Here is a 22,662-nt window from a genome sequence, read left to right as displayed (position 1 = left end):
CCCGCGAACTCGCACGCGAAATGGTCAGCGCCGACATGGAAACCATGAAAGCAGAACCCATCGCAGGCGGCGATTGAGCAGCAGGAAAGGCTCCCAGAAGTGTCTTCGCCCCAAACGGCCATGATCACGGATTCGCTCTCGCCACTGGCGGGCGGGCTGTATTTCTCGGCGCGCCTTCCTGCCAACAGAATGGCGGCCAAGGGGCGTTCACCTCATGTTATCGGACTGCGCGACGAGCGCTTCGAAGAGGCGCGGGAAACATGGTGCGTCGATGATCTCGTGGCGATCGAACGCAGAGGGCCGGGAGGGTTCCTCTCGGCGGACGCTATGCATGAAGCTCTGGAGAGTGCCGTGCCCGATCTCGTCCACCTCCGCTGTTTGTGGGGTCCTTATGGCGTCGCAGCGGCGCGCTGGCGCAAACGGACCGGCAAACCGCTGCTAGTCTCGGCGCATGGCATGCTCGATCCCTATGCGCTTTCTATTTCGCGTTGGAAGAAGGTACTGGCGCGTTTCGTTTATGCCGACAGCATGCTCGATAGCGCGTCTGCAATGCATGCGCTTAACAGGTCGGAAGCCAATTCCTATCGTACCTTCGGACTTGCGAACCCGATCGCGATCATCCCTAACGGAGTGGATATCCATCCTCTTGGAGAACGTGCGACGCGAGAAGAAAAGCGCATGGTCTTCCTCTCGCGCATCCATCCCAAAAAGGGCCTGGAAGAGCTCGTGCGTGCATGGCGTAAAGCGAGCGATGATTGTCCGGCGGTGATGGCGGAGTGGCGGCTCGACATCGCCGGTTGGGACGATGGCGGGCATCTCGATGGTCTTGAGGCGCTCGTCCGGTCGAACGGACTAGCGGATCGCATCGCCTTTGTGGGCCCCAAATTCGACGCAGAAAAACGCGCCTTTTTCGATGATGCTGATGGTTTCATCCTGCCTTCCTTCAGCGAGGGACTACCGGTCTCGGTACTCGAAGCGTGGGAACGTGCATTGCCTGTTGTCATGACCGATTTCTGCAACCTGCCAGAGGGCTTTGCCGCGGGCGCAGCCATGCGCACCGAGCCTGCAGTCGCGGCAATTGCGCGCGATCTTTGTGCGTTTTGTGCGCTCCCCAGGGAGAAACGCGAAGAGATGGGACAAAAGGGGCGTGAACTGGTGGTCGCCAACTACAGCTGGGATACGATCACCGATCACTATCTCGAACTGTATGATTGGCTCGCAGGACGCATTGATCAAGCGCCTGGTTTTGTCGAATTCGCCGACTGATCAGAAGCGCTTGCGCTCGCGCAGCGGTTTAGCGGGGGAGCCTGCTACGACTGTCCACTCGGCGATATCCTTCGTTACTACGGAACGTGCAGCAGCCACGGCACCTTCGGCCAGCTCAACTCCCGGTGACACGAAGGCCTCTGCCGCGACCCATGACTTTGCCCCGAGAGTGATAGGTGCAATTGCGAGCGGCATGGCGGGATCGTCCAGATCGCGCGTCGCCGAACACAGATAGGCGCGCTGACTGACCGTTGCCTGCGGACCTATCTCGATCGGGGCAACCGAATAACAATCGACAGCGTCCCCGAGTATGCTTCCCTGACGCATAGTCAGGTTCCAGGGTGCCCAAATGGTTGCCGAGGGGTAGGGCTTGGCTCCGTTCTCTACGGTCGCACCAAACAGACGCAGAAGCATGCGCCGCCAGATGTGCAGCGGGCGTGGTGAGGGGCGATACAGGAAAAGCCAGACGAGGCCCCAAACGCCCCTTGCGGCCCGATTTGCGAGCGAGGTCGGCGGGACGTTCCGCAGAGGATGCATTGTGTCTTACTTCCACGCACTGCAATTGTGCAGCACAACATAGCTATTGTTTAGCGGCGAGGTTTCCGATAGCGACAACCGCCGTCTACACCGCCTAACCGAAATGGGCTTTTGCTGGAAGCCCCGCTGAAAACAACCTTGGAAATCAATGCCTTTGCAGCCAAGAATCTATGTGTCGTCCGGAGCTTTCGGAAAGCGTGACTTTGATGAGGCGATGGACCTTGCCAGGGAATGGCAGCTTGACCGTGTCGAATTGACCGGTGGCATGTCCCGACGCGATGATATGGATGAGAAGGTCGCTGGAGTCAGTGACTTGGACCTCATGGTTCATAATTACTTCCCGCCCCCGGCAAAGGCATTCGTACTCAATCTCGCTTCGGAAGATGGGGAAGTGCTGGAGACGAGCCGGGCGCATTGCCGCCGCGCTGTCGACCTCAGTCAGGCTGTTGGCGCGACGCACTTCAGTGTGCACGCCGGATTTGCGGCACGGGTTAAACCAGAGCACCTTGGCGTGAAAATTCCGGCAGAGGCGCGCACGAACAAAGGCCGCGCGGCAGAGATATTCGAAGAGTCCGTCCGAGAGCTCTCTGCATATGCGAAGGAGCGCGGGATCCGCATCCTTATCGAGAACAATGTGGTTGAGCCGGGTAACCTAGTGGACGGTAAGAACCCCATGCTCCTGCTTGCCGAGGCGCCTGAGATCGTCGAGTTCATGGAGCGCATGGCGGACGACAATCTCGGCATCCTTGTCGATCTTGGCCATGCCAATGTGAGCAGCAATTCGTTGGACTTCGACCGAACCGAATTCTGCAAGATGGTGGCTCCCTACACAGAGGCCCTGCATTTGAGCGACAACAATGGTCGCCGCGATTCCAACAAGCCGTTCGACAAGGCGTCGTGGATAGTTGATGCGATGCGGCATTTTGACCCCAGTTACGTTGTGATCGAGGCCTACAGACTGGATCGGAACGAAGTAGAAGGCTGCATCGAAGCAGTGCGTGAAGCCTATGTTGCCTGAAGCGGGAAATTCCGAACTGGTTGTTGCCGAGGGCGCATCGATCAAAGAGGTGCTGCAAGCCCTTGATCGCACAGGCCTGCGCGTTGTGTTTGCAGCGGACAGCGGTGGTGCGCTGGTTGGAGCGATCTCGGACGGAGACATTCGTCGTGGGCTGCTGAACGGCGTAACGCTTGATCAGCCGGCATCGGAAGTGATGAACCGGAACTTCGTTTCTTATCCGCATACAATCGATGGCGAAGAAGCGCAGTCGCGACTGAGCGACCGCATCTCGGTCGTTCCTCTGGTTGATGAGGATGGGCGCCCCACCGACTTCGTGTTCCGCAAGAAGCCGAACTATATTCCTGCGGCCGAGCCCGTTCTCGGAGGCAATGAACTGGCCTATGTCACCGACTGCGTCGAAACGGGCTGGATTTCTTCGCAAGGTTCTTACGTTACAGCGTTCGAGAAGGCCTTCGCCGACTACACCGGAGCGGCGCATGTCGTGTCGGTCTCCAACGGCACGGTCGCGCTGCAACTGGCGCTGGCGTCGCTCGGCATTGGTCCGGGTGACGAGGTTATCGTGCCGGATCTGACCTTTGCCGCCTCTCTAAACGCGATCATCCATGTCGGAGCCACCCCGGTGCTCGTCGACATTCATCCGCACGAGCTCAACATGCTGCCCGAACTGGTCGAGCAGGCGATAACCGATCGCACCGCTGCGATCATGCCGGTCCATCTCTACGGGCAGATGTGCCGGATGGAAGAAATTGAGGCCATCGCGGCAAAACACGACCTCAAGATTATCGAGGATGCCGCCGAAGCGCTCGGCTCGCGGCTCCACGGTCGTCACTCAGGCACTTGGGGCGATGCGGGGACCTTCTCGTTCTTCGCGAACAAGCTGATCACGACGGGCGAGGGTGGCATGGTCTCCTTCCGCGATGCCGAAGTGGCCAAGCGCGCGCGCATGCTCCGCGATCACGGCATGGATCCGGCCAAGCGTTACTGGCATCTGGAGCCCGGCTTCAACTTCCGGATGACCAATCTTCAGGCAGCAATCGGCTTGGCGCAGATGGAGCGGATCGACACACTGCTTGATGCCAAGCTTTCGCTTGCGGATCGCTACTACGGCGAGCTGAAAGAGCTTGAGGACATCATCGCCCTGCCGAAGCCGATCCCGGACAGCCTGCACAGCTTTTGGAATTTCGTCATCCTGTTCCGCGAGGGCTTCCCGGACGATTGCGTTGACCGGGTGATCGACTTCATGCGGACGCGCAATATCGACGTCCGCCGTGTCTTCTATCCAATGCATGTTATGCCGCCATACCAAGAGCTGCGGCTTGTGGGCGAAGCGCGAAACAGCGTTACTGCGTCCGACAGCGGCATTGCTCTGCCAGCATCTCCAAAACTGACCGAGGCCGAGGTCACCGACATCTGCAAGGCGCTGCGGCAGGCATTCTCTATGCTTGATGTGCAGCGCCTGACCGGCGGTGAAATGTCCGGTGCCAGCTAGGCTTGCGACAATTCTGGCGCGCGGCGGGAGCCGCGGACTGACAGGAAAGAACATTCGGCCGTTCGCGGGCGAACCGCTGCTTGCACGCAGCGTTCGTCAGGCGAAGGAATGCGGCCTGTTCGACTGCGTCGCCGTGAGCTCTGACAGTGAGGAATATCTCAACATCGCTCAAGCGGCAGGGGCAGACATCCTGATCCAGCGCCCTGCGGAAATGGCCAATCACACCGTCACCAAGCTGCCGGCGATCCGGCACGCGTTTCGTTACTGCGAGGAGCAAAGAGGCACCCAATTCGAACTGGTCACCGATCTTGCCGTGACATCCCCGCTGCGAAGTGATGAGGACATCGCGGGTGCGATCGAAGTACTGGAAAGAACTGGCGCGGGGGTTGTCCTGAGTGGACACGAAGCGCCCGATAATCCCTATTTCAACATGCTCGAGAGAGCGGGGGATGGGTCACTCGCACTCAGCAAGCAGGTTGACGGGCGCTTCGGTGCCCGCCAACAGGCACCCGAAGTCTACGCACTGAACGGCGCCGTCTACTGCTGGACGCGCGAAGCCATCCTCCTTCCCGATGATACTGTCGTTCGGGAAGGGATAGAACTGTATTGCATGCCGCGAGAGCGATCGCTCGATATTGATGACGAGTTCGACTTCCGACTGGCCGAACTCGTTGCGACATCGGTCGAAACGCCCGCTGCACACTGATTGGAGCCACTTTGAATGACCGACAACCTGCAGATCACCGAACTTGTTCGTCCTGATCGTTGTTTCATTATTGCCGAGATAGGTGTGAACCATAACGGCAGCATGGACCTGGCAAAGGAAATGATCGACGCGGCGCACGGCTGCGGCGTGGATGCGGTGAAATTCCAGCTCTACCGGACCGATGAACTGGTCACGAAGGGCGCAGAGAAGGCGAACTACCAGAAGGAAACGACCGGTAGCGAACAAAGCGATCAACGCTCGATGCTCAAAGCGCTCGAGCTCAACGAAAGCCAGCACGCCGAGCTGTTCGAATACTGCACCTCACGCGGCATCACCTACATGTGCACGCCCTACGATATCGAGAGCGCCAAGTTCCTCGTCGGGCTGGGCGTGGCTGCAATCAAGGTCGCGTCTTCCGATACGACCAACCTGCCGTTTTTGCGGCAGCTGGACGCACTTGGCACCGGTGTCATCCTCAGCACAGGGATGTGCACGATGGACGAAGTGCGTCAGGCGGTTGAGCAGTTCCCGAACACGCGCGCGAACAATGCGTTGTATGTGCTCCAGTGCACGTCCCAGTATCCGGCTCCGGAAGAGCTCGCTAACCTGCGTGTGATGGACACCTTCCGCAACGCTTTCGACCTCCTGGTCGGTTATTCAGACCACACGGTTAGCAACGACACTTCGGTTTGGGCCGTTGCGCGCGGTGCGTCGATTATCGAGAAGCACTTTACTACTGATCGGAATCTGCCTGGACCGGATCACAGAGCGTCGGCAGACACAGCGCAGTTCGAGGATCTGGTGCGCCAGGTGCGAGCGGTGGAAACAGCGCTCGGTTCACCCGAAAAAACGATCAACGAGGCAGAAGCCCAGAACAAGCAGGCCATGCAGAAGAGTCTCTATTTCCGCGGGGCGATGCAAGCGGGTGACGTCGTGAGCGAAGAGCACGTCGTGGCGAAACGCCCGGCGGCAGGCATGGCACCGGCGCAGATCGACGAGATTGTTGGTCGCAAGCTTTCGCAGGCGACGGAAGCTGATGAGCCCGTGTCCGCCGACTTGTTCGAGTAAGGAGGCATGGCGCCGTGATCGAAACATCGTCACGCAAACCCGCAGTCATCATCGGAGCGGGCGGGCATGCCCGGGTCGTTGCGGCGGCTGTCGCGGCTGGCGACGAATGGCACGCGGTGTGCGTGTTGGACACCGATCCATCTTCAATCGGTGAGCAGATTCTCGGCGTTGAGGTTGAAGGCACGCTCGATGGCCTGTCCGAACTTGCGGAGAAGGGCATCGGCGCGGCCTTCCTCGCTTCCGGCAACGGAGAGACTCGCGCGAAATGGGCCAAGCTGTGCGAGGATGCAGGCATCAATCTCCCTGCGCTTATTCATCCTTCGGCAGTCGTCGACCCTTCTGCAAAGATCGGTGATGGTTCGATGGTATGCGCAGGGGTCGTGATCGGGCCGCTCGCAGCATTGGGCCAGGGAGTGCTCATCAACACCAACGCCAGCGTCGACCACGAAAGCGAAGTGGGTGATTTTGCTACCATCTCGCCTGCCGTCGCCGTGGCTGGACGCTGCGTGATCGGACAGAATGCCTTCCTGGGCATTGGCTCAAAGATTTCAGACCGCGTAACCGTGGGGAAGGATGCGCGCGTGGGTGCGGGGGCAGTGGCACTTGGCGATGTCGCCGAGGGTGGCTTTGTTACTGGTATTCCTGCGCGTCCCCACAGCACGGGCGGCGACTGATGCTGCACCACCTCCAGCGCTTGAGCGGCGCGCGATCGACCAGCATCTATCTGGTTTCGAACATGATCGCTGCGGCGGTGCCGTTTATCCTGCTGCCAATTCTCGTGCGGCTGATCAGCCCCGAGGAATTCGGCCAGATCGCTCTGTTCCAAGGGCTGTTCCAGATCGCATTGGCGCTTGTGGGTATCAATACAGTCGGGGCGGTGAAGCGACGCTATTTCGACAAGCGAGAGAGTGGGGGAGAGGAAGACTACGCTGCCTACATTGGAACGAACCTAGTGTTGCTGCTCGTCACGGCTCTGCTCGGGCTGGGTCTGATGGCGCTTTTATCAGGCTGGTTGCAGGATCTGACCGGTTTCGGTTTCGGCATTCTCGCCCTTGCCGTTGGTTTCGCCGCCACCCGTTACATTACTGACCTGCGGTTTGCAGATTATCAGATGAGGAAGCAGGCAGGTGCCTATGGCAGGATGCAAATCCTGCTCGCCGTTACGAATGCGGCCCTTTCTTTGGCGCTCGTAGTGTATGTCTGGCGCAGTGCTGAAGGCCGAATTGCCGGTATGGCCATCGCCTTTGCCCTATTCGCGTTGTGGTCACTCTGGTCGCTTTATCGGGCCGGGCGCATATCCTTCTCGCTCAACAAGGAGCGCTTTCACGATGCACTGGCCTACGGCGCACCTTTGATTCCGCACACCGTCGGAATGTTCCTGCTCGGCTCCGTCGACCGCTTTTTTGTCGCAGAATATGCCGGACTGGCGATGGCGGGGATCTACGCAGCGGGGATGCAGCTCGTGTTCGCGCTGCGGGTCGTCAACGATTCGATCAACAAGTCTTTCCAGCCCTGGGCGTTCGAGCGTTTGTCCAGGAAGACCCCGGCAGATGACCGCCAGGTCGTGGTCGGCATGTACCGTCTCTTCCTGCTGACAATCGGCTTTGGTGCAATCCTTGCCGTTGCAGCACCTCTGCTGGTGGGTATTGTTCTCGGCCCCCGATACGAAGCAGCCGTAGAATTCTTGCCGATCCTCGTGCTCGGTACCGTGTTTCACGGGATATATTTGTTTGCACTCAATCCACTGCTCTATTCGGGAAAGACCGGTCACTTGTCGTATACAACGGTTGTTGTTGGCGCCATCGGGGTCCTGTTGCTCTTTGTTTTGACGCCCGCCTATGGCGCGGTTGGAGCCGCGTGGGCCTTCGCGATAGCGACGCTCCTGCGGATGCTGGCCATCACATTCCTGTCGCGCAAATTCGCCGGGATTGATTGGCCGTTTCCATCGATCGGATTGCTCGTGGGAAGGCGGAATTAATGCTGCGTCGTATCCGCAATGCTCTGTCCATGCGACGGCAGTCGGGACGTCTTCGCTCGCTTGAGCAAAGCGGCTTGCGGCGATTTGTGCCGCCAGTTGATGCAACAACGAGTGTTTTGATTATCGGCGCGGGTCCTTCAGCTTCGCGCGAAGCGCTGGAGGACCTGCTCCCGCGCTACGATTACACCATCGCGATCAACTCGGCCCGCAATGTAGCTCAAACAGCCGATGTCTTTTCCTTTGAGTTTGCATATCGCCACGCGGATGTCCGCGAGACACAATTTGCGGCTTTGGAATCGGTCGACCATGCGCGTGCGGTGATCAAGCCGTTCTCTCTAGCCGCGCTCACGGCTGATGAGCTGCGGCAGGTCGTCAAAGTCTGGCGCGATGGGGGCGTCGATAGTCCAGCGTTTCTCGATCATCGGCAGATTTCGCCAATATTTGCCTCCAAGCACCCGGAAATCCTCGTCCGGCGCAATCGTCCGGCAATGCAATGGCGGGGGAGCGTCACCGTCTGGCTCGATACATGTTGGCTGGCCGGTGTCCGGAAGATCGGGCTGATTGGCACCGACATGGGGCAGATGAATGAAAATGGTGAGTTTGAGCATCACTTGACCAATCAGGACCGGGATGACGGGCCAGGAGTGCTACGATTGTTGGACACACTGTGCCGCACTGGGTATCTGGAAGGTGTCGAATTCGATCACCATCATCCCAATCCGGTTTTGCGCGACATCCTGAAGCCTAGATAACATGCTCTATGTAAACATCTTCGTGTCGCTGGTACTGATCGGCTTCTTTGTACACTGGAAGTCGCCGCTCATCCTGTTCGCAGGACAATTTGCCTTGGGGGCGATTTTCCGATCGCCTGACGAGGCGCTTGCGATCAATGCGACATGGTTTGCGCTACTGATGCTTGCCGGACTGATGCTGTATCGCAGCAATATCCGGTGGGATAAGCTTGCCCTAATCAGCGGCAAGGTTGGCCCCTTGCGCGCGGGACTGGCGCTGATTGCCTTCCTTGCCGTTCTTTTTCTCTGGATCCAGCAAGCCGGTGTTACCGACTTTTCAAGCGTGAAAAGATCGGATGATGACGGTGGTGGTCTCGCCAGTATTGTCGATGGCTTTCTGGCGCTATTCCTTGCGTTCTCGGTCAGTATCGTGGCCTTCTGGAAGAAGGGCCAATCGAAGACCATTCTGTTCCTGAGCATCACGATCCTTGTGATCATCGGATTGCGTGCGTTTCTCGGGAGTAACCGCGGACTGTTCGTCGTGCCGCTGGTGCTCATCCTGGCGATCAGGGTGCTTACCATGAAAACCGAATCAGACTGGGTGAAGGTTGGCGTGGCCGCAGGTCTGACAGTGCCTGTTGCGCTGTACTTTCTGATCCTGACAACTTCGACCAGGGCAGGTGTCGACATAGGTGACGGTCTTGGCCTGCTCGCTCTGCAGCTTTCGGGCGGTCTCGGCAACGGATACTCGCCGCTGCGCGATCTGGCGGTGATGGACCATGTTGAAATGCGCGGAGCAATCCTGCCGCCAATCATGATGCTTGCACCGTTCTACGGTTTCATTCCGCGCGTCTTCTGGCCCGACAAGCCTGATGTCGGTGTTGGCGCGACAATCGGCAGCGAGGTCTTTGGCACCGGCGGTCTGGACGGTATCGGTGGAGCCGGCATTCCCATCTCGGTTCCGGCTCATTTCGAGGCGATGCTTGGCCCCGGAGGCTTTGCCTTCGGCATATTGGCGGTGGCGCTTATCCTCGCAGTGTGCGGAGCGCTGGCGCGCAAACACCCGATCACGATCGTTCCGCTTGCGATGATCGGCCACAATATGATGGGCAGTGACCTTGGTCGCCTGGGGATGCAGTTGATCATTCTGACAGTTGCACTTTTTGTCGCGCAGAAATGGCTTAGCTTCCGGTTGGTGAACGTCGATGACCAGCCCGTGAAGAAGCCCAGGTCGAAGGATCGCAACGCGATGCGACGGCAGGCGCCGCGCCGCGAACCATTACCCGATCTGGTGCGGTAGATCCTGAATATGAGTAATCTAACCAAACAGTTGGGTGAACCCGCACGCCTTTTGAGCATGGGCATGCCCAAATGCGGCACCACCACGCTCGCAGCTCTGCTGGATACCAATCCCGCGTTTAGCGTGCACAACCTGAAAGAACCGGAAGACTTTCTGGGCGGTGATCCAGCGAAGATTGATCTGAGTGGCTACAGGCGCGGGTCCGAGGTGAAGTATCTCGTCGATATGAGCACCCAGTATGGAATGGGTCCCAATCGACAAACGGTCTTCAATAACCTCAAGGCGACCAATGCGCTGGATGCAACTTGGTTCGTCTTGTGTCTGCGTGAGCCTGAAGCGCTGGCAGCAAGCTATTTCCGGCATATCCAGGTCCGGCGTGGCTGGGATCCGGTGGAAGACAAAGGGCGCATCGGCACGGAACTGCGCCAGTCGACTGCGTTCCGAAGCGCAATTGTCGAGATTCTCGAGCATGTGTCCGCCGATAGGCTATTCGTGACCAAGCTCGAGGACTTGTCGGACGCTGCATCGCAGGAAACTTCGATGACGGGCTTGTCACGCTGGCTGGGTGTTGCACCCGTCTTTACGGACGAGGCGGTGAAGGCGAACCACAAGGAAGGGTATCGGGAATATCATCCCGCACTTGCAGGATTGCTCGGAGCCCTGAGGGGCGGTTGGCTCGGCCGGCAGGTGCCGCCGCGCTGGCGTCGGAAAGTCCACCGTCTGGTAACCCGTAACGCAGACCGGGAAGCCGCTGAATTTGTCGCCGCCGACTGGTTGGACAGCGAGATGTTGGCGGACTCCAGGGCTATCTATCTCGCCGCTGAAACTGGTGTGATGGCAGACAACAGCAAACTGCTATCGATGCTTGGACTTGCGAAGGACGCTACACCCCAATGAATCCCAAAGTCGCAAAATTGAAGTCATCTGTCTTTTCGGTGATGATGCGGAACTATCTCCGCAGCGAAACGCGCCGGCAGGGGAACATGGTGATCACCGGTTTCCCGAAGAGCGGCACCACCTGGGTCAGCCAGGTTGTCGCGTCCTATCTCGGGCTGGACTACCGTCGTAACGACGTGCGCTTTCAGACCCGCGGGGCTCTGTTGCATACACACAGCATCGATTTTGCGGGTGGTTCCAACGTTATCTATGTGGCGCGAGATCCGAGAGAGGCGATCTGCTCTGCTGCCCGCGCAGCCAGTGCCGCTGGCGAGCAGGCCGTTTTCGACAATGAAGGCAAGATCCTCCCGAGCTTTGTCGAAGCGACGATGGCCAGTTTCCCCGGAGCAACGACTTCGATGAAGCGGCACTATGCCGCTTGCGTGGAGCGCGAGTGGCCGCTGATCCGCTTCGAAGATCTCAAGCAGGAACCCATGCCGGCCTTGAGCGATGCGCTCTCCAGATGCGCGAAAGAGATCGATTGTGCGCGACTGCAGGCAGCGCTCGATGAGTTCGATTTCACCAAGCTGAAAGCCAAGAGTGGGGGTGACGTTTTTCTCGCGCAAAGTTCGCTGAGTTCGTGGAAAGAGCTGTTGCCAGCAGCAGCCCTGTCAGCCATTGTCAGGGAAGTCGGCGAAGAGGCATCGCGCCTCGGTTACGATCTGGACTGAACGCTTCCGCGCATTACACGGTAGAGCAGAGCCGACTACGCCGGAACGGACGCAATCGCGGTAATCGTGTCGGTAGCGTCGATTTTCCGCAGGGCGTTGGCATAGGCGTCGAGCAGGACGGGGCTTTCCATAGCAGTGAGCTGGGATCGGTGTCCGCCCGGTTTCCCCTTTGCGAGCCACTGCAAGTGGTTGGAAAGCGGATATCGCTGAACGCCCTCAACGATGACATCTTGCATGCCGCAATGAAGCAGCAGCGCTTCGAAAGAGGCACGGGTATGCAGCACCAGATGCTGGCTCCACAGGGTGAACTTTCGAAATTCTTCGCAATCCAGATCTTGCCGAAGCAGCAGATCACCAGCATGCGGAACTTCCAGGATCATCCGGCCGCCGGGCCGCAGTTTCTGTTTGAGTGCAGTGATGATAGCAACGGGATCAGGCAGATGCTCAATGGCGTGGAATGAGAAGATGACATCGAGGCTGTTGTCGTCAATGTCATCCAGATCGCGCACGCAATCGATCCCATTTTCACGCATATTTGCGACGTAGTCTTCCTGCAATTCTATTCCGACCACACTGGCGCAATTGTCACGGACAGCGCGCAGGAAATCGCCTGCCCCGCATCCAAAATCGGCAATCGCTTTGCCCACATAGAACTGCTGATAGGAAGACACGCGGCGCTGGCAATCAGACACGCGTTCAAAGTCGACCCGGCCTGTGTAGAAGTCTGAGTCCCGATATGACCCAGAGGCGTATTCTTCCTGACCCACGTAGTGATCATCTACAAAAATGACGCCAGACAAACGATCTTTCCACACTGGCAGATCGGCAACATCCCTCGTGCCTGAAGCGAACAGTTCGCGTGTATCATCAGAGGCCTGTCCAATAGCCTTCAACATGTCAAAAATGGTATTTGCCATGTTCTTAATTCCTTAACTGCCAGCGAGGTGGTCCCGGTCGTTTAGCGAAGACTGTGGCCAGTGCAATCCGCACAACGCATTTGGCTCGAACTTTGCGCTTTTCATGCCGATGAATCCTGTTAATGCCCAGAGCTCAACTCCTTAACCGCTGAGGGACTTGAAGTGTGCAGCCATGTCGCTGCTTCGCTGGTCGCAATAATATCGAAGTCCGATGAGAAAACGCAGACAATCCACTACCACTCGCTCCGCAAGCATCGACTTGGGTGGGCGCATCGGCAACCTTTCCGACTTGTTTTCAAACGAACGGGCAGTGTTGATTGTCTTTGTCGTTTTCGTCTTGCTTACTGCCTTTACAGGTGGGGGATCCCGCAGTGATATTGATGGCCTGCTGATACTCAGGCCGGCCGCTGTTCTCGTCTGCGGCTATGCCTTGGTGGTGCATGGCCGAAGCTGCGTGCAAAAAGTGAAGCTGCCGCTAGCTGTAGTCTTGGCACTGATGGCGTTATGCCTCCTTCACCTTATCCCGCTTCCTCCGGCGATCTGGACTTCGCTTCCCGGACGCGAGGCGATTGTGGAGCTGTCAGGTGCCCTGGGAATGAGCGACGTCTGGCGCCCGCTAAGTCTGGATACAAACCGCACCTGGAATAGCTTCTTCGCGCTGTTTGTCCCTCTTGCCGCGATCCTGATCATTGCCGGTGTAAGTGAGAAACAGCGCCATCTGGTCTTCAGCCTGTTGTTCTGTGTTGCTTTGATCAGTCTCGCGCTTGGTGTCATGCAGTTGATCGGAAGCAGACAACTCTATCTCTACGAAATCACGAACATCGGCAGACCAGTGGGGCTGTTCTCCAACAGAAACCATCAGGCCGTGTTGCTGGCCTGGATGATACCGGCTTCAGTCTGGCTGGCGGCGCAATGGCTGGGACGCAATCAGGTCAGTACGTCAACCTATCTGGGGTTGGCCTTTTTGTATCTTCTGATCATTTTTCTGATCTTCCTCAATGGATCGCGTGCCGGTTTCCTCCTCGTGCTGCCGGCGACCGCAATGGCGGTATGGCTGGCGGGTGTCCTGTTCAAACGCGATATAAGCGACAAAGGGAAGGCCCATGAGCGCCGGCTGAGAGTCCTGAAATACGCTGGCATCGGGGTCGGCGCCTTATTGCTGGTGTTTGCGGTGGCGTTGCTGACGGCTGATCGGCAGACTGCGCTCAGCCGGATATTCGAAGGCAACATAGATGCAGATCAGCGCGCCGAGCTCCTGCCGCTGTTCTGGCAGATGCTGGGGGATTTCTTTCCTTGGGGGTCCGGCATGGGGTCGTTCGAAAGCGTTTATCGCACGTATGAATCGGTGGAAATGCTCTCGACCCGCTACCTCAACCAGGCTCATAATGATCTTGCGCAGATTCTGATCGAAGGTGGGGCGCCGGCCTTGTTACTAATCTTTACGGTGGCCGTATGGTTCGTCCGCCGTGCATGGGCCGTTCTGCGCGAGCCCAGTAATCGCATCAAAGCAGACGGCGTATTCTTTGGTGGAAGTATCTTGCTGTGGCTCCTGGCCAGTCTTGCGGATTACCCGCTTCGGGCTCCGCTTTCTGCGGTTTTCGTCGCCATTCTGTCTGTCGAGTTTGCCAGACTTGCCGGCCATGCTAAGTCCGAAGGCCTCGCGGCGCGCAGCACCCGTTAGGGGTGACATGCGAAGGGCAAATCATTAGGCTTGGCAAAGTGATCGTTGTCACTGATAATCACTATTAAAGACTGGATGTTTGATTACCCGCCGCTTACTGCAGATCATGATTATCGCGCCCGCAACCGGTACAAATTTGCGTACCAATGATAGTGAGTTACGAGACTTCTCTTGAACCAGAACAATGCCGCATACGTCAGTTCGGACGATACATATCTCGCTGCCAACGAGAATTCGCGTTCGACATTGCTCCTCAAGATCTGGCAAACGGTTGTTTCGAACCGTTGGCTGGTTCTCGCGATTATCCTGGTGTCAATCGCGCTGGCGACTATCTTCACGCTCCTGACAACGCCGCTCTACACATCCGAAGCGCGGGTGCAGATCGATAGATTGGAAGCCAATATATCGAGTGTCGAAGGCGTCGAGGCGAGCGCCGCCCAGCTTCGCTATGATGAATTCTACAGCACGCAGTACGCTTTGCTGGAGTCACAGTCGCTGGCCGAACGCGTGTCGCGATCGCTCAACCTGCCTGCTGACGAGGCGTTTCTTGAAGCGTTCGAGATCAGCGAGGAGAGTGCCATTGTTGTTGGAGAGCCGGCAACTGCGAATGAGCGCGTCGGGCAACTTTTGCTGTCTCGCCTCGAGATTACACCTGTAAGAGGCTCAAGCCTGGTTGATGTGACTTTCACCAGCCCGGACCCGCGGCTTTCTGCCCGGATACTGCGGGCCTGGTTGGACGAATTCATCGAAACCAATGTCGAGCGTCGCTATTCTGCTACAGGCGAAGCGCGCGAAATTCTCGAAGGTCGACTTGCAGACTTGCGGGAAAGACTTGAGGATTCCGAACGTCAGCTTGTCACCTACGCAACCAACACCGGGATCTTTGCGATTTCCGGGGCGGGAGCAGGCGGCACAGGAAGCGAAACTGCATCCGCAGATTCAACCCTGATCGGAACCGAGCTTTCGAACATGAATCGCTCGTTGACCCAAGCGCGCCAGGATCGGATCGCGGCAGAAAGCCAGATGCGCGCCGGACCCACAGCGCCAAGTGCGGTGATCCAGACCTTGCAGTCAAGCAAGGCGCAATTGGAAGCCGAGCGGGCAAGTTTGCTCACGCAATTTGAAGAAGGCTATCCTCCGGTACGGGCTCTGACAGCGCAAATCGCCGAACTCGATCAGGAAATTGCCGAGGCGCGATCTTCCTCGCAGGGCGATCTTCAGCGCGCCTACCAGGCGGCGCTTGCTCGCGAACAGGGATTGGAAGCACAAGTTCGCGGATTGCAGGGTGAATATCTGACTGAACAGAACGCCATCATCCAGTACAACATACTGCGTCGTGAGGTGAGTACCAACCGTGAATTGTATGACGCTCTTCTGCAGCGCTACAAGGAGATTGGCGTTGCCAGTGTAGAGGCCAGCAACGTTACAGTGGTGGATGTGCCCCGCATTCCCACCGGCAGATCCAGTCCGAACCTTTTCCTGAATTTGCTGCTGGGCCTGTTTGGCGGCGCGGTTGCGGCAGGTCTTGTCCTGCTTGCCAAGGAACAGGTCGATCACAGTCTGCGCGATCTCGACGACGTGCCTCGTGACCTGGGTCTTCCAGTACTGGGTGCGGTGCCACGCCAGTCGCATGATTTCCTTGTCGAGGACCTGCGCGATCCACGTTCTGGTCTTGCCGAGGCCTATCTGTCGGTCGGAACCATGCTCGACCTCTCAACCGCAAACGGCGTTCCTTCGACGCTGATGTTCACCAGCTCGGCAGCTCATGAAGGCAAGACGATATCCTCTTACGCCGTGGCCCGCCATCTGGCCCGGTCCGGCAAGAAGACGGTCCTGGTTGATCTCGATCTGCGTAGCCCTTCCATCGCGAACAGGCTCGACATCGATAGCAGCAGCGGAACCTCTGCGATCCTGACAGGGCAAGCAACGGTGGAAGAGGTGCTGCATCGTGATTACGAAACCAACCTTTCGGTCATCACCGTGGGTGCCGTTCCGCCAAATCCGGGTGAACTGATTAGCAGCGGCAATATCGATCGCCTCTACACAGAGCTGCGGAAGGAATTCGATCATGTGGTCGTCGATGCGCCGCCGGTGATGGCGCTGTCGGATGCGCCGGTTCTTGCTTCGCGAACAGGTGGTGTCGTCTTCGTTATTGAAGCCAACAGGCTGCGGATTCGCCAGCTTCAGGCAGCGCTTGGCAGATTGCGCCACGCTCATGCGCACATCCTTGGCGCGGTGATCACCAAGCTGGATCAGCGCAATACGGACTACGGTTATGGCGGCGACTATGGCTATGACTACGGTTCCGATGACGACGAGGATGACGATAGCGCTGATCGCGCGCCCGCGTTTGCCAGATCCACTTCCTGATCGCCTCTGTCGCTATGATGCAAAAAGTCTACAAGGTTGGCGTCGGACTTCTTTCCGTTGCTGTCGCGTCGCTGGCGTTCATCAATGCTGCGTCGGAAACTCGTCCGTCGATGGCGCCGAACCTGCTGTTCATGCGGTCTTCCATCAATGGTGAGGCGTTGGAAACGGTAGCAAATGCCGGGTACCGGGCCGCAATGGAAAACCCGGTTCCTGGCCAACCGGTGGCGGTGCCTGCCGAGATCGTAGACATTGCGGAAGACTCGTTTGCGGTGGACGCTCTGGCGACAGAGTCCATCAGGGTGCTATTACTGGCGAATGTGCAACCGCGCGACGAACAGCTTGCTCAAGAGAGCATGAACACCCTGTTCGAACTGGACCTGCGCGATTCCATTACGACAGTTTGGCTCGTACAGAATGCAGCCGAGAACGGGGATGCCGCGGCTGCAATTACGAAGCTTGATGCGCTACTTTCGGCGCATGCACGGCTGCGTGATGGTGCAATGCCGGGCCTTGTTATGTTGCTCTCCCAACCGGGAGCGCACGATGTGATGGCTCGCGCACTAGGACGCGGACCGAATTGGGAAATGACATTCTGGAATGAATATGTGTCGAACCAGACCGCGCTGCCGGGCTTTCGCACATTCATGAGCGATGCCGGATTGTCTGTGGACCGGCTTTCATCCGATCAACGCCGCGCACTCTACGAAAATCTCCGCGAGGCTCGGCTGTTTGATGACCTTTTTGCGCTTGCTGCGGAGGATCCGGATCTCCGCGCAGGCGACGGTGCTTTGACCGAAGGCGAATTCGTCGAGGGGGATGACGGAAATCCGTTCGGCTGGTCGTTTGCATCAAGCGGAACGTTTGCAACCCGCGTACCTCGCGGCAGTGATGACCTGATGATCGATGCCAGAAGTGAAGCGCGCGGCACCGTGGCTGGCAGAGTTGTAGAGGCCCGGGGCCCGTCCACACTCAGTATCTCTCTGGTCAATCCGCTGCCGGAAGGCACAGTTCTCGATCTGGAAGCCACTTGCGCCGCGATCGAACGGACCTCTGAAGTGCTGGGGGAGATCGAATTGCGCGGCGAGCAGGTCTCGGGATCGACTGTTGTGGAGCCCGGCGACTGCGCTCACATTGAATTGGCGCTTTCGTTTGTGACCCGGGAGGTTCCCGGTGGCGAGCAAATTGTGGTCGATCACATTTCATTGAGACCAAACCAGGCACAAGGTCGTGCTCAATAGCGCCCAACGGGATCGCGCTTGTAGAATAATGGTCGGGGAGAGAGGATTCGAACCTCCGGCCCCTGCCTCCCGAAGACAGTGCTCTACCAGGCTGAGCTACTCCCCGACCGGTGCGTTGCGAGGGAATTCCCCCGCGAGGCAGAGGCGGCCCTATAGGGTGAGTGCACTGTGCTGGCAAGCACAGTTTGCGGGTGCCGGCGCGCGCAATTTCACTTGACCGTAACCTGCCGCATGCCATTGCGCCGCAGCGGTTGCGATGCCAGTAACAGGCAGGCGTACAATGCGTGGATTTCAGGGGCCAGAATGCGAGTTCTTATCACCGGAGCAGCGGGTTTTATCGGGGCGGCATTGGCCGACGCGCTGCTGGCGCGCGGTGATAGCGTTATCGGTATCGATAACTGCAACGATTACTATGATCCCGCACTGAAGTTTGACCGTATCGCGCGCGTTCGGGAAAATGGCGGCGATTTCACGTTCCATCAGCTTGATTTTGCCGACATGGCCGCGGTGGAAGCGGCACTTGGTGGCGCGGAATTTGATTCCATCGTCCACCTCGGGGCGCAGGCGGGTGTGCGCTATTCGCTAGAAAACCCGGCCGCCTATGTACAGAGCAATCTGGTGGGACATGCCAACATGCTGGAAGTGGCGCGGCATCGCGGGGTGGCGCACATGGTCTATGCCAGTTCGTCAAGCGTCTATGGCGGCAACGAGAAACTGCCGTTCAGCGTAGATGATCGCGCGGACCACCCAGTAAGCCTCTATGCCGCGACCAAGCGCGCGGACGAAATGTTGAGCGAAAGCTACGCACATCTCTACCGCATTCCGCTGACCGGACTGCGCTTCTTCACCGTCTACGGTCCGTGGGGGCGGCCCGATATGGCGATGTGGATCTTCACCAGGAAGATCCTCGCGGGAGAGCCGATCCCGGTCTTTAACAAGGGCGAGATGTGGCGCGATTTCACCTATATCGATGACATTATCGCAGGCGTCGTCGCCGCGCTTGACAATCCGCCTGCGGATGATGGCAAGGTGAAGGCGGGGGGCTCATCCAAACCGCATGCGCTCTACAACATCGGCAATCACCGGTCGGAAAAGCTGACACGCTTGATCGAGCTGATTGGCGAGGCTTGCGGGCGTGAGGTCGCAATCGACTGGCAACCGATGCAAAAGGGCGATGTGACGCGTACCTATGCCGATATCGAGGCGATCCAGCGCGATCTTGGCTATGCTCCCACCACCAGCATTGATGTAGGCGTGCCTCGTTTTGTGGAGTGGTATCGGGAGTATACTGGCGCGTGAGAGTGGCGCGAATTGCGCCGCGGTGCTAGCTCAGCTCACATGAGTGAATCACCCCGCCATCCCGAATGGCAATATCTCGATCTGATGCGCCATATCTGGGAACACGGCGACCAGCGCATGGACCGTACGGGCGTTGGCACGCGCTCTGTCTTCGGTACCATGCTGCGCTTCGATCTGGCCGATGATCGCGTACCGCTGCTCACCACCAAGCGGGTGTTCTGGAAGGCTGCAGCTAAGGAAATGCTTTGGTTCCTGACCGGCGAGACCAATATCCGCCCGTTGCTGCAACAGGGCGTCACGATCTGGTCCGACTGGCCGCTAAAGAAATATCGCCAGTCTTCGGGCGAGGACATCGATCAGAAGGCGTTCGAGGAACGGATTGTTGAGGACGAGGCCTTTGCCAAGAAATGGGGCGATCTTGGCCCGGTCTATGGCAAGCAGTGGGTCGACTGGCCGACCTACCAGTATGGACCGGATGGCAAGTATACCAAGGGCCCGGGCATCAACCAGGTGGCCGAGGTGGTCGAAAGTCTGAAGACGAATCCTGGCAGCCGTCGCCATATTATCGAGGGATGGAATGTGGCAGAGCTGGACCGGATGGCGCTGCCGCCGTGTCATAAGACCTATCAGTTCCATGTAGCCGGGGAGGGCGACGAGGCGCGTCTCAACTGCATGCTGTTCCAGCGCAGTTGCGACGTGGCGCTTGGCCTGCCGTTCAACCTGTTCGGCGCGGCGCTGCTCACACGGTTGATGGCGGCGCAGACCGGACTCAATCTGGGCGAGCTGGTGTGGAGCGGGGGTGATACGCACCTCTACCTCAACCACACCGACCTGATTGAAGAGCAGTTGAAGCGGGAACCCGAAGGCGCGCCAAAGCTTGCCATTAACAGGGTGCCCGAAACGATCTTTGATTATGCATTCGAAGATTTCGAGGTCTATGACTACGAACCTCAGGGTATTCTGCGTGCGCCGGTGGCGGTGTAGTGCATTGCTCGCGGATTGACGGTTTCGCGAGAAACTAATATAAATACGCGGGTGTATAACAATCTAACGCGCCTCTCGGTAAAGTGGGCGCAATTTGGGAGAGCGTAGATGGCCAAAGCTGGCGACAAGAAGGGCAGCAACCGCCCTGCGCTCGCGCTCCATGTGCCCGAACCGCACTATCGCCCTGGCGACGAAGCGGATTTCAGCCATATTGTCGTGCCCGAAGCGGGTTCAGCGCCGCGCCCGGACGAGGCTTGTGATGCTAAGGAAACGCATCCGCTGTGTGACGATCTGATCCGCGTTTTGGGTGATGACAACAAGGCGCACGGGCCGTGGGATCCGCGACTCGATGCCGATACCCTGCGCCGCATGCTGCGCGAAATGGCGCTGGTGCGCGCTTTCGATAACCGCATGTACCGCGCCCAGCGGCAGGGCAAGACCAGCTTCTATATGAAGTGCACGGGTGAAGAGGCTACCAGCGTCTGCGCCACCCATGCTCTCGCCGCCGATGACATGATCTTCCCGAGCTATCGCCAGCAGGGCTGCCTGATCGCACGCGGGTATGAGCCGGTCGAAATGATCAACCAGATCTACTCGAACAAGGCAGACAAGTTGAAAGGCCGTCAGCTGCCGATCATGTACTGTTCGAAGCGGCTGAGCTTCTTCTCGATTTCGGGTAACTTGGCGACGCAGCTTCCGCAGGCGACGGGCTTTGCGATGGCCTCCGCCAGCAAGGGTGACAGCCGCATCGCCGCAACCTGGGTGGGCGAGGGCAGCACGGCGGAAGGTGATTTCCACTCCGCACTTGTTTTCGCGACGGTCTACAACGCGCCAGTGATCTTCAACGTAATCAACAACCAGTGGGCGATTTCCTCTTTCTCCGGCTTTGCCGGCGGGGAGCGGGCGACCTTTGCTGCACGTGCGATTGGATACGGCGTTGCTGGTTTGCGTGTCGATGGCAACGATCCGCTTGCCGTATATGCCGCCGAACGCTGGGCGGCGGACCGCGCGCGATCCAACGGCGGGCCGACGCTGATCGAGCACTTTACCTATCGCGCAGAAGGGCACTCCACTTCGGATGACCCGAGTGCCTATCGCTCGGCGGAGGAAGGCACGGCCTGGCCGCTGGGCGATCCGGTGAAACGCCTTATGGATCACCTTATTGACATGGGCGAATGGTCCGAAGAGCAGCAGGAAGCGCAGGACGCGGAGCTCGACCAGATGGTGAAGGACGCACAGAAGGATGCCGAGAAGAACGGCATTCTCGGTCACGGTCTGCACCATCCGTTCCATACCATGTTCGAAGACGTGTACGAAGATCTGCCGTGGCACCTGCAGGAGCAGGCCGACCAGGCGATCCGTGAGCGCGAAATCAAGTTTCCGGAGGGCCTCAAGAAATGAGCCAGGAAATGAATGGGGCGATGACCGATACCGCTACGGCCAGCGATACTGGCGACGCAAAGCACATGAACATGATCGAGGCGATCAACTCCGCGCTCGACGTGATGCTTGAGAAGGATGACGATGTTATCCTTCTCGGCGAGGACATCGGCTATTTCGGCGGCGTGTTCCGCTGCACGGCTGGCCTTCAGGAAAAGTACGGCAAGACCCGCGTTTTCGATACTCCGATTTCAGAATGCGGCATCGTGGGCGTCGCGGTGGGGATGGGGGCATACGGCCTTCGCCCGGTGCCCGAAATCCAGTTCGCCGACTACATCTATCCTGGCCTCGACCAGCTGATCTCCGAAGCGGCGCGTCTGCGTTATCGCTCGGCTGCCGAATTCATCGCCCCGATGACGGTGCGTAGCCCGTTCGGGGGCGGCATCTTCGGCGGGCAGACGCACTCGCAAAGCCCTGAGGCGATCTTCACCCACGTTGCTGGCTTGAAGACGGTTATTCCGGCGACGCCCTATGACGCTAAGGGCCTGCTGATCAGCTGCATCGAAGACAATGATCCAGTGATCTTCTTCGAGCCGAAGCGTATCTACAACGGCCCGTTCGACGGTTACTACGACAAGCCTGCCAAGAGCTGGAAGGGCCGTGACGATGCGCAGGTGCCGGAAGGTTATTACAAGATTCCGCTCGGTAAGGCGCGCAAGGTCACTGAAGGTGACCAGCTGACCATCCTTGCTTACGGTACGATGGTGCATGTTGCGCAGGCGGTGTGTGAGAACAAAGGCGTTGAGGCCGAAATCCTCGACCTGCGTACGCTCGTCCCGCTCGATATCGAAGCCATCGAGGCATCTGTTGAACGCACAGGGCGCTGCCTGATCGTGCACGAAGCAACGCGTACATCCGGTTTTGGCGCTGAGCTCTCCGCGCTGGTTACCGAACGCTGCTTCTATCACCTGGAAGCTCCGGTCGAACGCGTTACCGGTTTCGACACCCCATATCCGCACAGCCTTGAATGGGCATATTTCCCCGGTCCCGTCCGCATCGGCGAGGCCATCGACAAGATTCTGCAGGACTGACC

Annotated in this window: 21 protein-coding genes and 1 tRNA gene; 18 read left to right on the top strand and 4 right to left on the bottom strand. The window is 58.3% G+C overall.

Going from position 1 to position 22,662, the window contains the following annotated elements:
- Positions 1-200 (bottom strand): hypothetical protein (locus OOZ52_RS04090; RefSeq protein ID WP_274697197.1); only part of this gene is annotated, 200 nt, incomplete at its 3' end.
- Here OOZ52_RS04090 and OOZ52_RS04085 point away from each other — a divergent pair.
- Positions 190-1,266, top strand: coding sequence for a glycosyltransferase (locus OOZ52_RS04085; RefSeq protein WP_274697196.1), 1,077 nt, complete (start codon positions 190-192; stop codon positions 1,264-1,266). The genes OOZ52_RS04090 and OOZ52_RS04085 overlap by 11 nt on opposite strands.
- On the opposite strand, the gene OOZ52_RS04080 is transcribed toward OOZ52_RS04085, so the two are convergent.
- Complete coding sequence (locus OOZ52_RS04080) at positions 1,267-1,680, bottom strand: putative colanic acid biosynthesis acetyltransferase (RefSeq protein ID WP_274697195.1); 414 nt, start codon at positions 1,678-1,680, stop codon at positions 1,267-1,269.
- A gap of 295 nt (positions 1,681-1,975) precedes the next feature.
- On the opposite strand from OOZ52_RS04080, the gene OOZ52_RS04075 reads away from it, so the two are divergent.
- The 10 genes from OOZ52_RS04075 to OOZ52_RS04030 are packed head-to-tail and all read left to right on the top strand — an operon-like array spanning position 1,976 to position 11,700.
- A complete protein-coding gene (locus tag OOZ52_RS04075) occupies positions 1,976-2,821 on the top strand; it encodes a sugar phosphate isomerase/epimerase family protein (RefSeq protein WP_274697194.1) in 846 nt (281 codons plus the stop codon).
- Positions 2,811-4,310 (top strand): aminotransferase class I/II-fold pyridoxal phosphate-dependent enzyme, encoded by a 1,500-nt coding sequence (locus tag OOZ52_RS04070; RefSeq protein ID WP_274697231.1) that lies wholly within the window; start codon positions 2,811-2,813, stop codon positions 4,308-4,310. Before OOZ52_RS04075 ends, OOZ52_RS04070 begins: the two co-directional genes overlap by 11 nt.
- The gene (locus tag OOZ52_RS04065; RefSeq protein WP_274697193.1) at positions 4,300-5,016 is read left to right on the top strand and encodes an acylneuraminate cytidylyltransferase family protein; all 717 of its coding nucleotides are present in this window, start codon (positions 4,300-4,302) and stop codon (positions 5,014-5,016) included. The genes OOZ52_RS04070 and OOZ52_RS04065 overlap by 11 nt, the downstream gene beginning before the upstream one ends.
- Positions 5,017-5,031: 15 nt before the next feature.
- Complete coding sequence (gene neuB / locus OOZ52_RS04060; RefSeq protein ID WP_274697192.1) at positions 5,032-6,084, top strand: N-acetylneuraminate synthase; 1,053 nt, start codon at positions 5,032-5,034, stop codon at positions 6,082-6,084.
- 14 nt (positions 6,085-6,098) lie between these two features.
- Positions 6,099-6,758, top strand: a complete 660-nt coding sequence (locus OOZ52_RS04055; RefSeq protein WP_274697191.1) for a NeuD/PglB/VioB family sugar acetyltransferase — start codon at positions 6,099-6,101, stop codon at positions 6,756-6,758.
- Positions 6,758-8,062, top strand: a complete 1,305-nt coding sequence (locus OOZ52_RS04050; RefSeq protein ID WP_274697190.1) for a lipopolysaccharide biosynthesis protein — start codon at positions 6,758-6,760, stop codon at positions 8,060-8,062. The genes OOZ52_RS04055 and OOZ52_RS04050 overlap by 1 nt, the downstream gene beginning before the upstream one ends.
- A complete protein-coding gene (locus tag OOZ52_RS04045) occupies positions 8,062-8,814 on the top strand; it encodes a hypothetical protein (RefSeq protein WP_274697189.1) in 753 nt (250 codons plus the stop codon). The genes OOZ52_RS04050 and OOZ52_RS04045 overlap by 1 nt, the downstream gene beginning before the upstream one ends.
- Position 8,815: 1 nt before the next feature.
- Complete coding sequence (locus tag OOZ52_RS04040) at positions 8,816-10,093, top strand: hypothetical protein (RefSeq protein ID WP_274697188.1); 1,278 nt, start codon at positions 8,816-8,818, stop codon at positions 10,091-10,093.
- Between the two features lie 9 nt (positions 10,094-10,102).
- Positions 10,103-10,990: a hypothetical protein gene (locus tag OOZ52_RS04035; RefSeq protein WP_274697187.1), complete on the top strand. Its 888-nt coding sequence runs from the start codon at positions 10,103-10,105 to the stop codon at positions 10,988-10,990.
- Positions 10,987-11,700 (top strand): hypothetical protein, encoded by a 714-nt coding sequence (locus OOZ52_RS04030; RefSeq protein WP_274697186.1) that lies wholly within the window; start codon positions 10,987-10,989, stop codon positions 11,698-11,700. Before OOZ52_RS04035 ends, OOZ52_RS04030 begins: the two co-directional genes overlap by 4 nt.
- A gap of 35 nt (positions 11,701-11,735) precedes the next feature.
- Here OOZ52_RS04030 and OOZ52_RS04025 read toward each other — a convergent pair whose 3' ends face one another.
- Positions 11,736-12,617, bottom strand: coding sequence for a class I SAM-dependent methyltransferase (locus OOZ52_RS04025; RefSeq protein ID WP_274697185.1), 882 nt, complete (start codon positions 12,615-12,617; stop codon positions 11,736-11,738).
- A 259-nt stretch (positions 12,618-12,876) separates the two neighbouring features.
- Between OOZ52_RS04025 and OOZ52_RS04020 the strand changes: the two genes are divergently transcribed.
- The 3 genes from OOZ52_RS04020 to OOZ52_RS04010 all read left to right on the top strand — a co-directional run bounded on the left by OOZ52_RS04020 (position 12,877) and on the right by OOZ52_RS04010 (position 17,906).
- The gene (locus OOZ52_RS04020; RefSeq protein ID WP_274697184.1) at positions 12,877-14,298 is read left to right on the top strand and encodes an O-antigen ligase family protein; all 1,422 of its coding nucleotides are present in this window, start codon (positions 12,877-12,879) and stop codon (positions 14,296-14,298) included.
- 171 nt (positions 14,299-14,469) lie between these two features.
- Positions 14,470-16,668: a GumC family protein gene (locus OOZ52_RS04015; protein WP_274697183.1), complete on the top strand. Its 2,199-nt coding sequence runs from the start codon at positions 14,470-14,472 to the stop codon at positions 16,666-16,668.
- A gap of 14 nt (positions 16,669-16,682) precedes the next feature.
- Positions 16,683-17,906: a hypothetical protein gene (locus tag OOZ52_RS04010; RefSeq protein WP_274697182.1), complete on the top strand. Its 1,224-nt coding sequence runs from the start codon at positions 16,683-16,685 to the stop codon at positions 17,904-17,906.
- A gap of 29 nt (positions 17,907-17,935) precedes the next feature.
- Here the strand turns inward: OOZ52_RS04010 and OOZ52_RS04005 are convergent.
- Positions 17,936-18,012 (bottom strand) — tRNA-Pro (locus OOZ52_RS04005).
- 197 nt (positions 18,013-18,209) lie between these two features.
- On the opposite strand from OOZ52_RS04005, the gene OOZ52_RS04000 reads away from it, so the two are divergent.
- The 4 genes from OOZ52_RS04000 to OOZ52_RS03985 all read left to right on the top strand — a co-directional run bounded on the left by OOZ52_RS04000 (position 18,210) and on the right by OOZ52_RS03985 (position 22,660).
- Positions 18,210-19,205 (top strand): SDR family NAD(P)-dependent oxidoreductase, encoded by a 996-nt coding sequence (locus OOZ52_RS04000; protein ID WP_274697181.1) that lies wholly within the window; start codon positions 18,210-18,212, stop codon positions 19,203-19,205.
- A 39-nt stretch (positions 19,206-19,244) separates the two neighbouring features.
- On the top strand, positions 19,245-20,189 hold the full coding sequence (gene thyA, locus OOZ52_RS03995) for a thymidylate synthase (RefSeq protein ID WP_274697180.1): 945 nt from the start codon (positions 19,245-19,247) through the stop codon (positions 20,187-20,189).
- Between the two features lie 108 nt (positions 20,190-20,297).
- Positions 20,298-21,590: a 3-methyl-2-oxobutanoate dehydrogenase (2-methylpropanoyl-transferring) subunit alpha gene (locus tag OOZ52_RS03990; RefSeq protein ID WP_274697179.1), complete on the top strand. Its 1,293-nt coding sequence runs from the start codon at positions 20,298-20,300 to the stop codon at positions 21,588-21,590.
- A 20-nt stretch (positions 21,591-21,610) separates the two neighbouring features.
- Complete coding sequence (locus OOZ52_RS03985) at positions 21,611-22,660, top strand: alpha-ketoacid dehydrogenase subunit beta (RefSeq protein ID WP_274697178.1); 1,050 nt, start codon at positions 21,611-21,613, stop codon at positions 22,658-22,660.
- Positions 22,661-22,662 lie beyond the last annotated feature (2 nt).

Source organism: Aurantiacibacter sp. D1-12 (assembly GCF_028858515.1).
In the GTDB taxonomy this organism is placed as follows: Bacteria; Pseudomonadota; Alphaproteobacteria; order Sphingomonadales; family Sphingomonadaceae; genus Alteraurantiacibacter.
The sequence above is the reverse complement of the archived record's forward strand: the minus strand, read 5'-3'. Positions and strand labels throughout refer to the sequence as shown.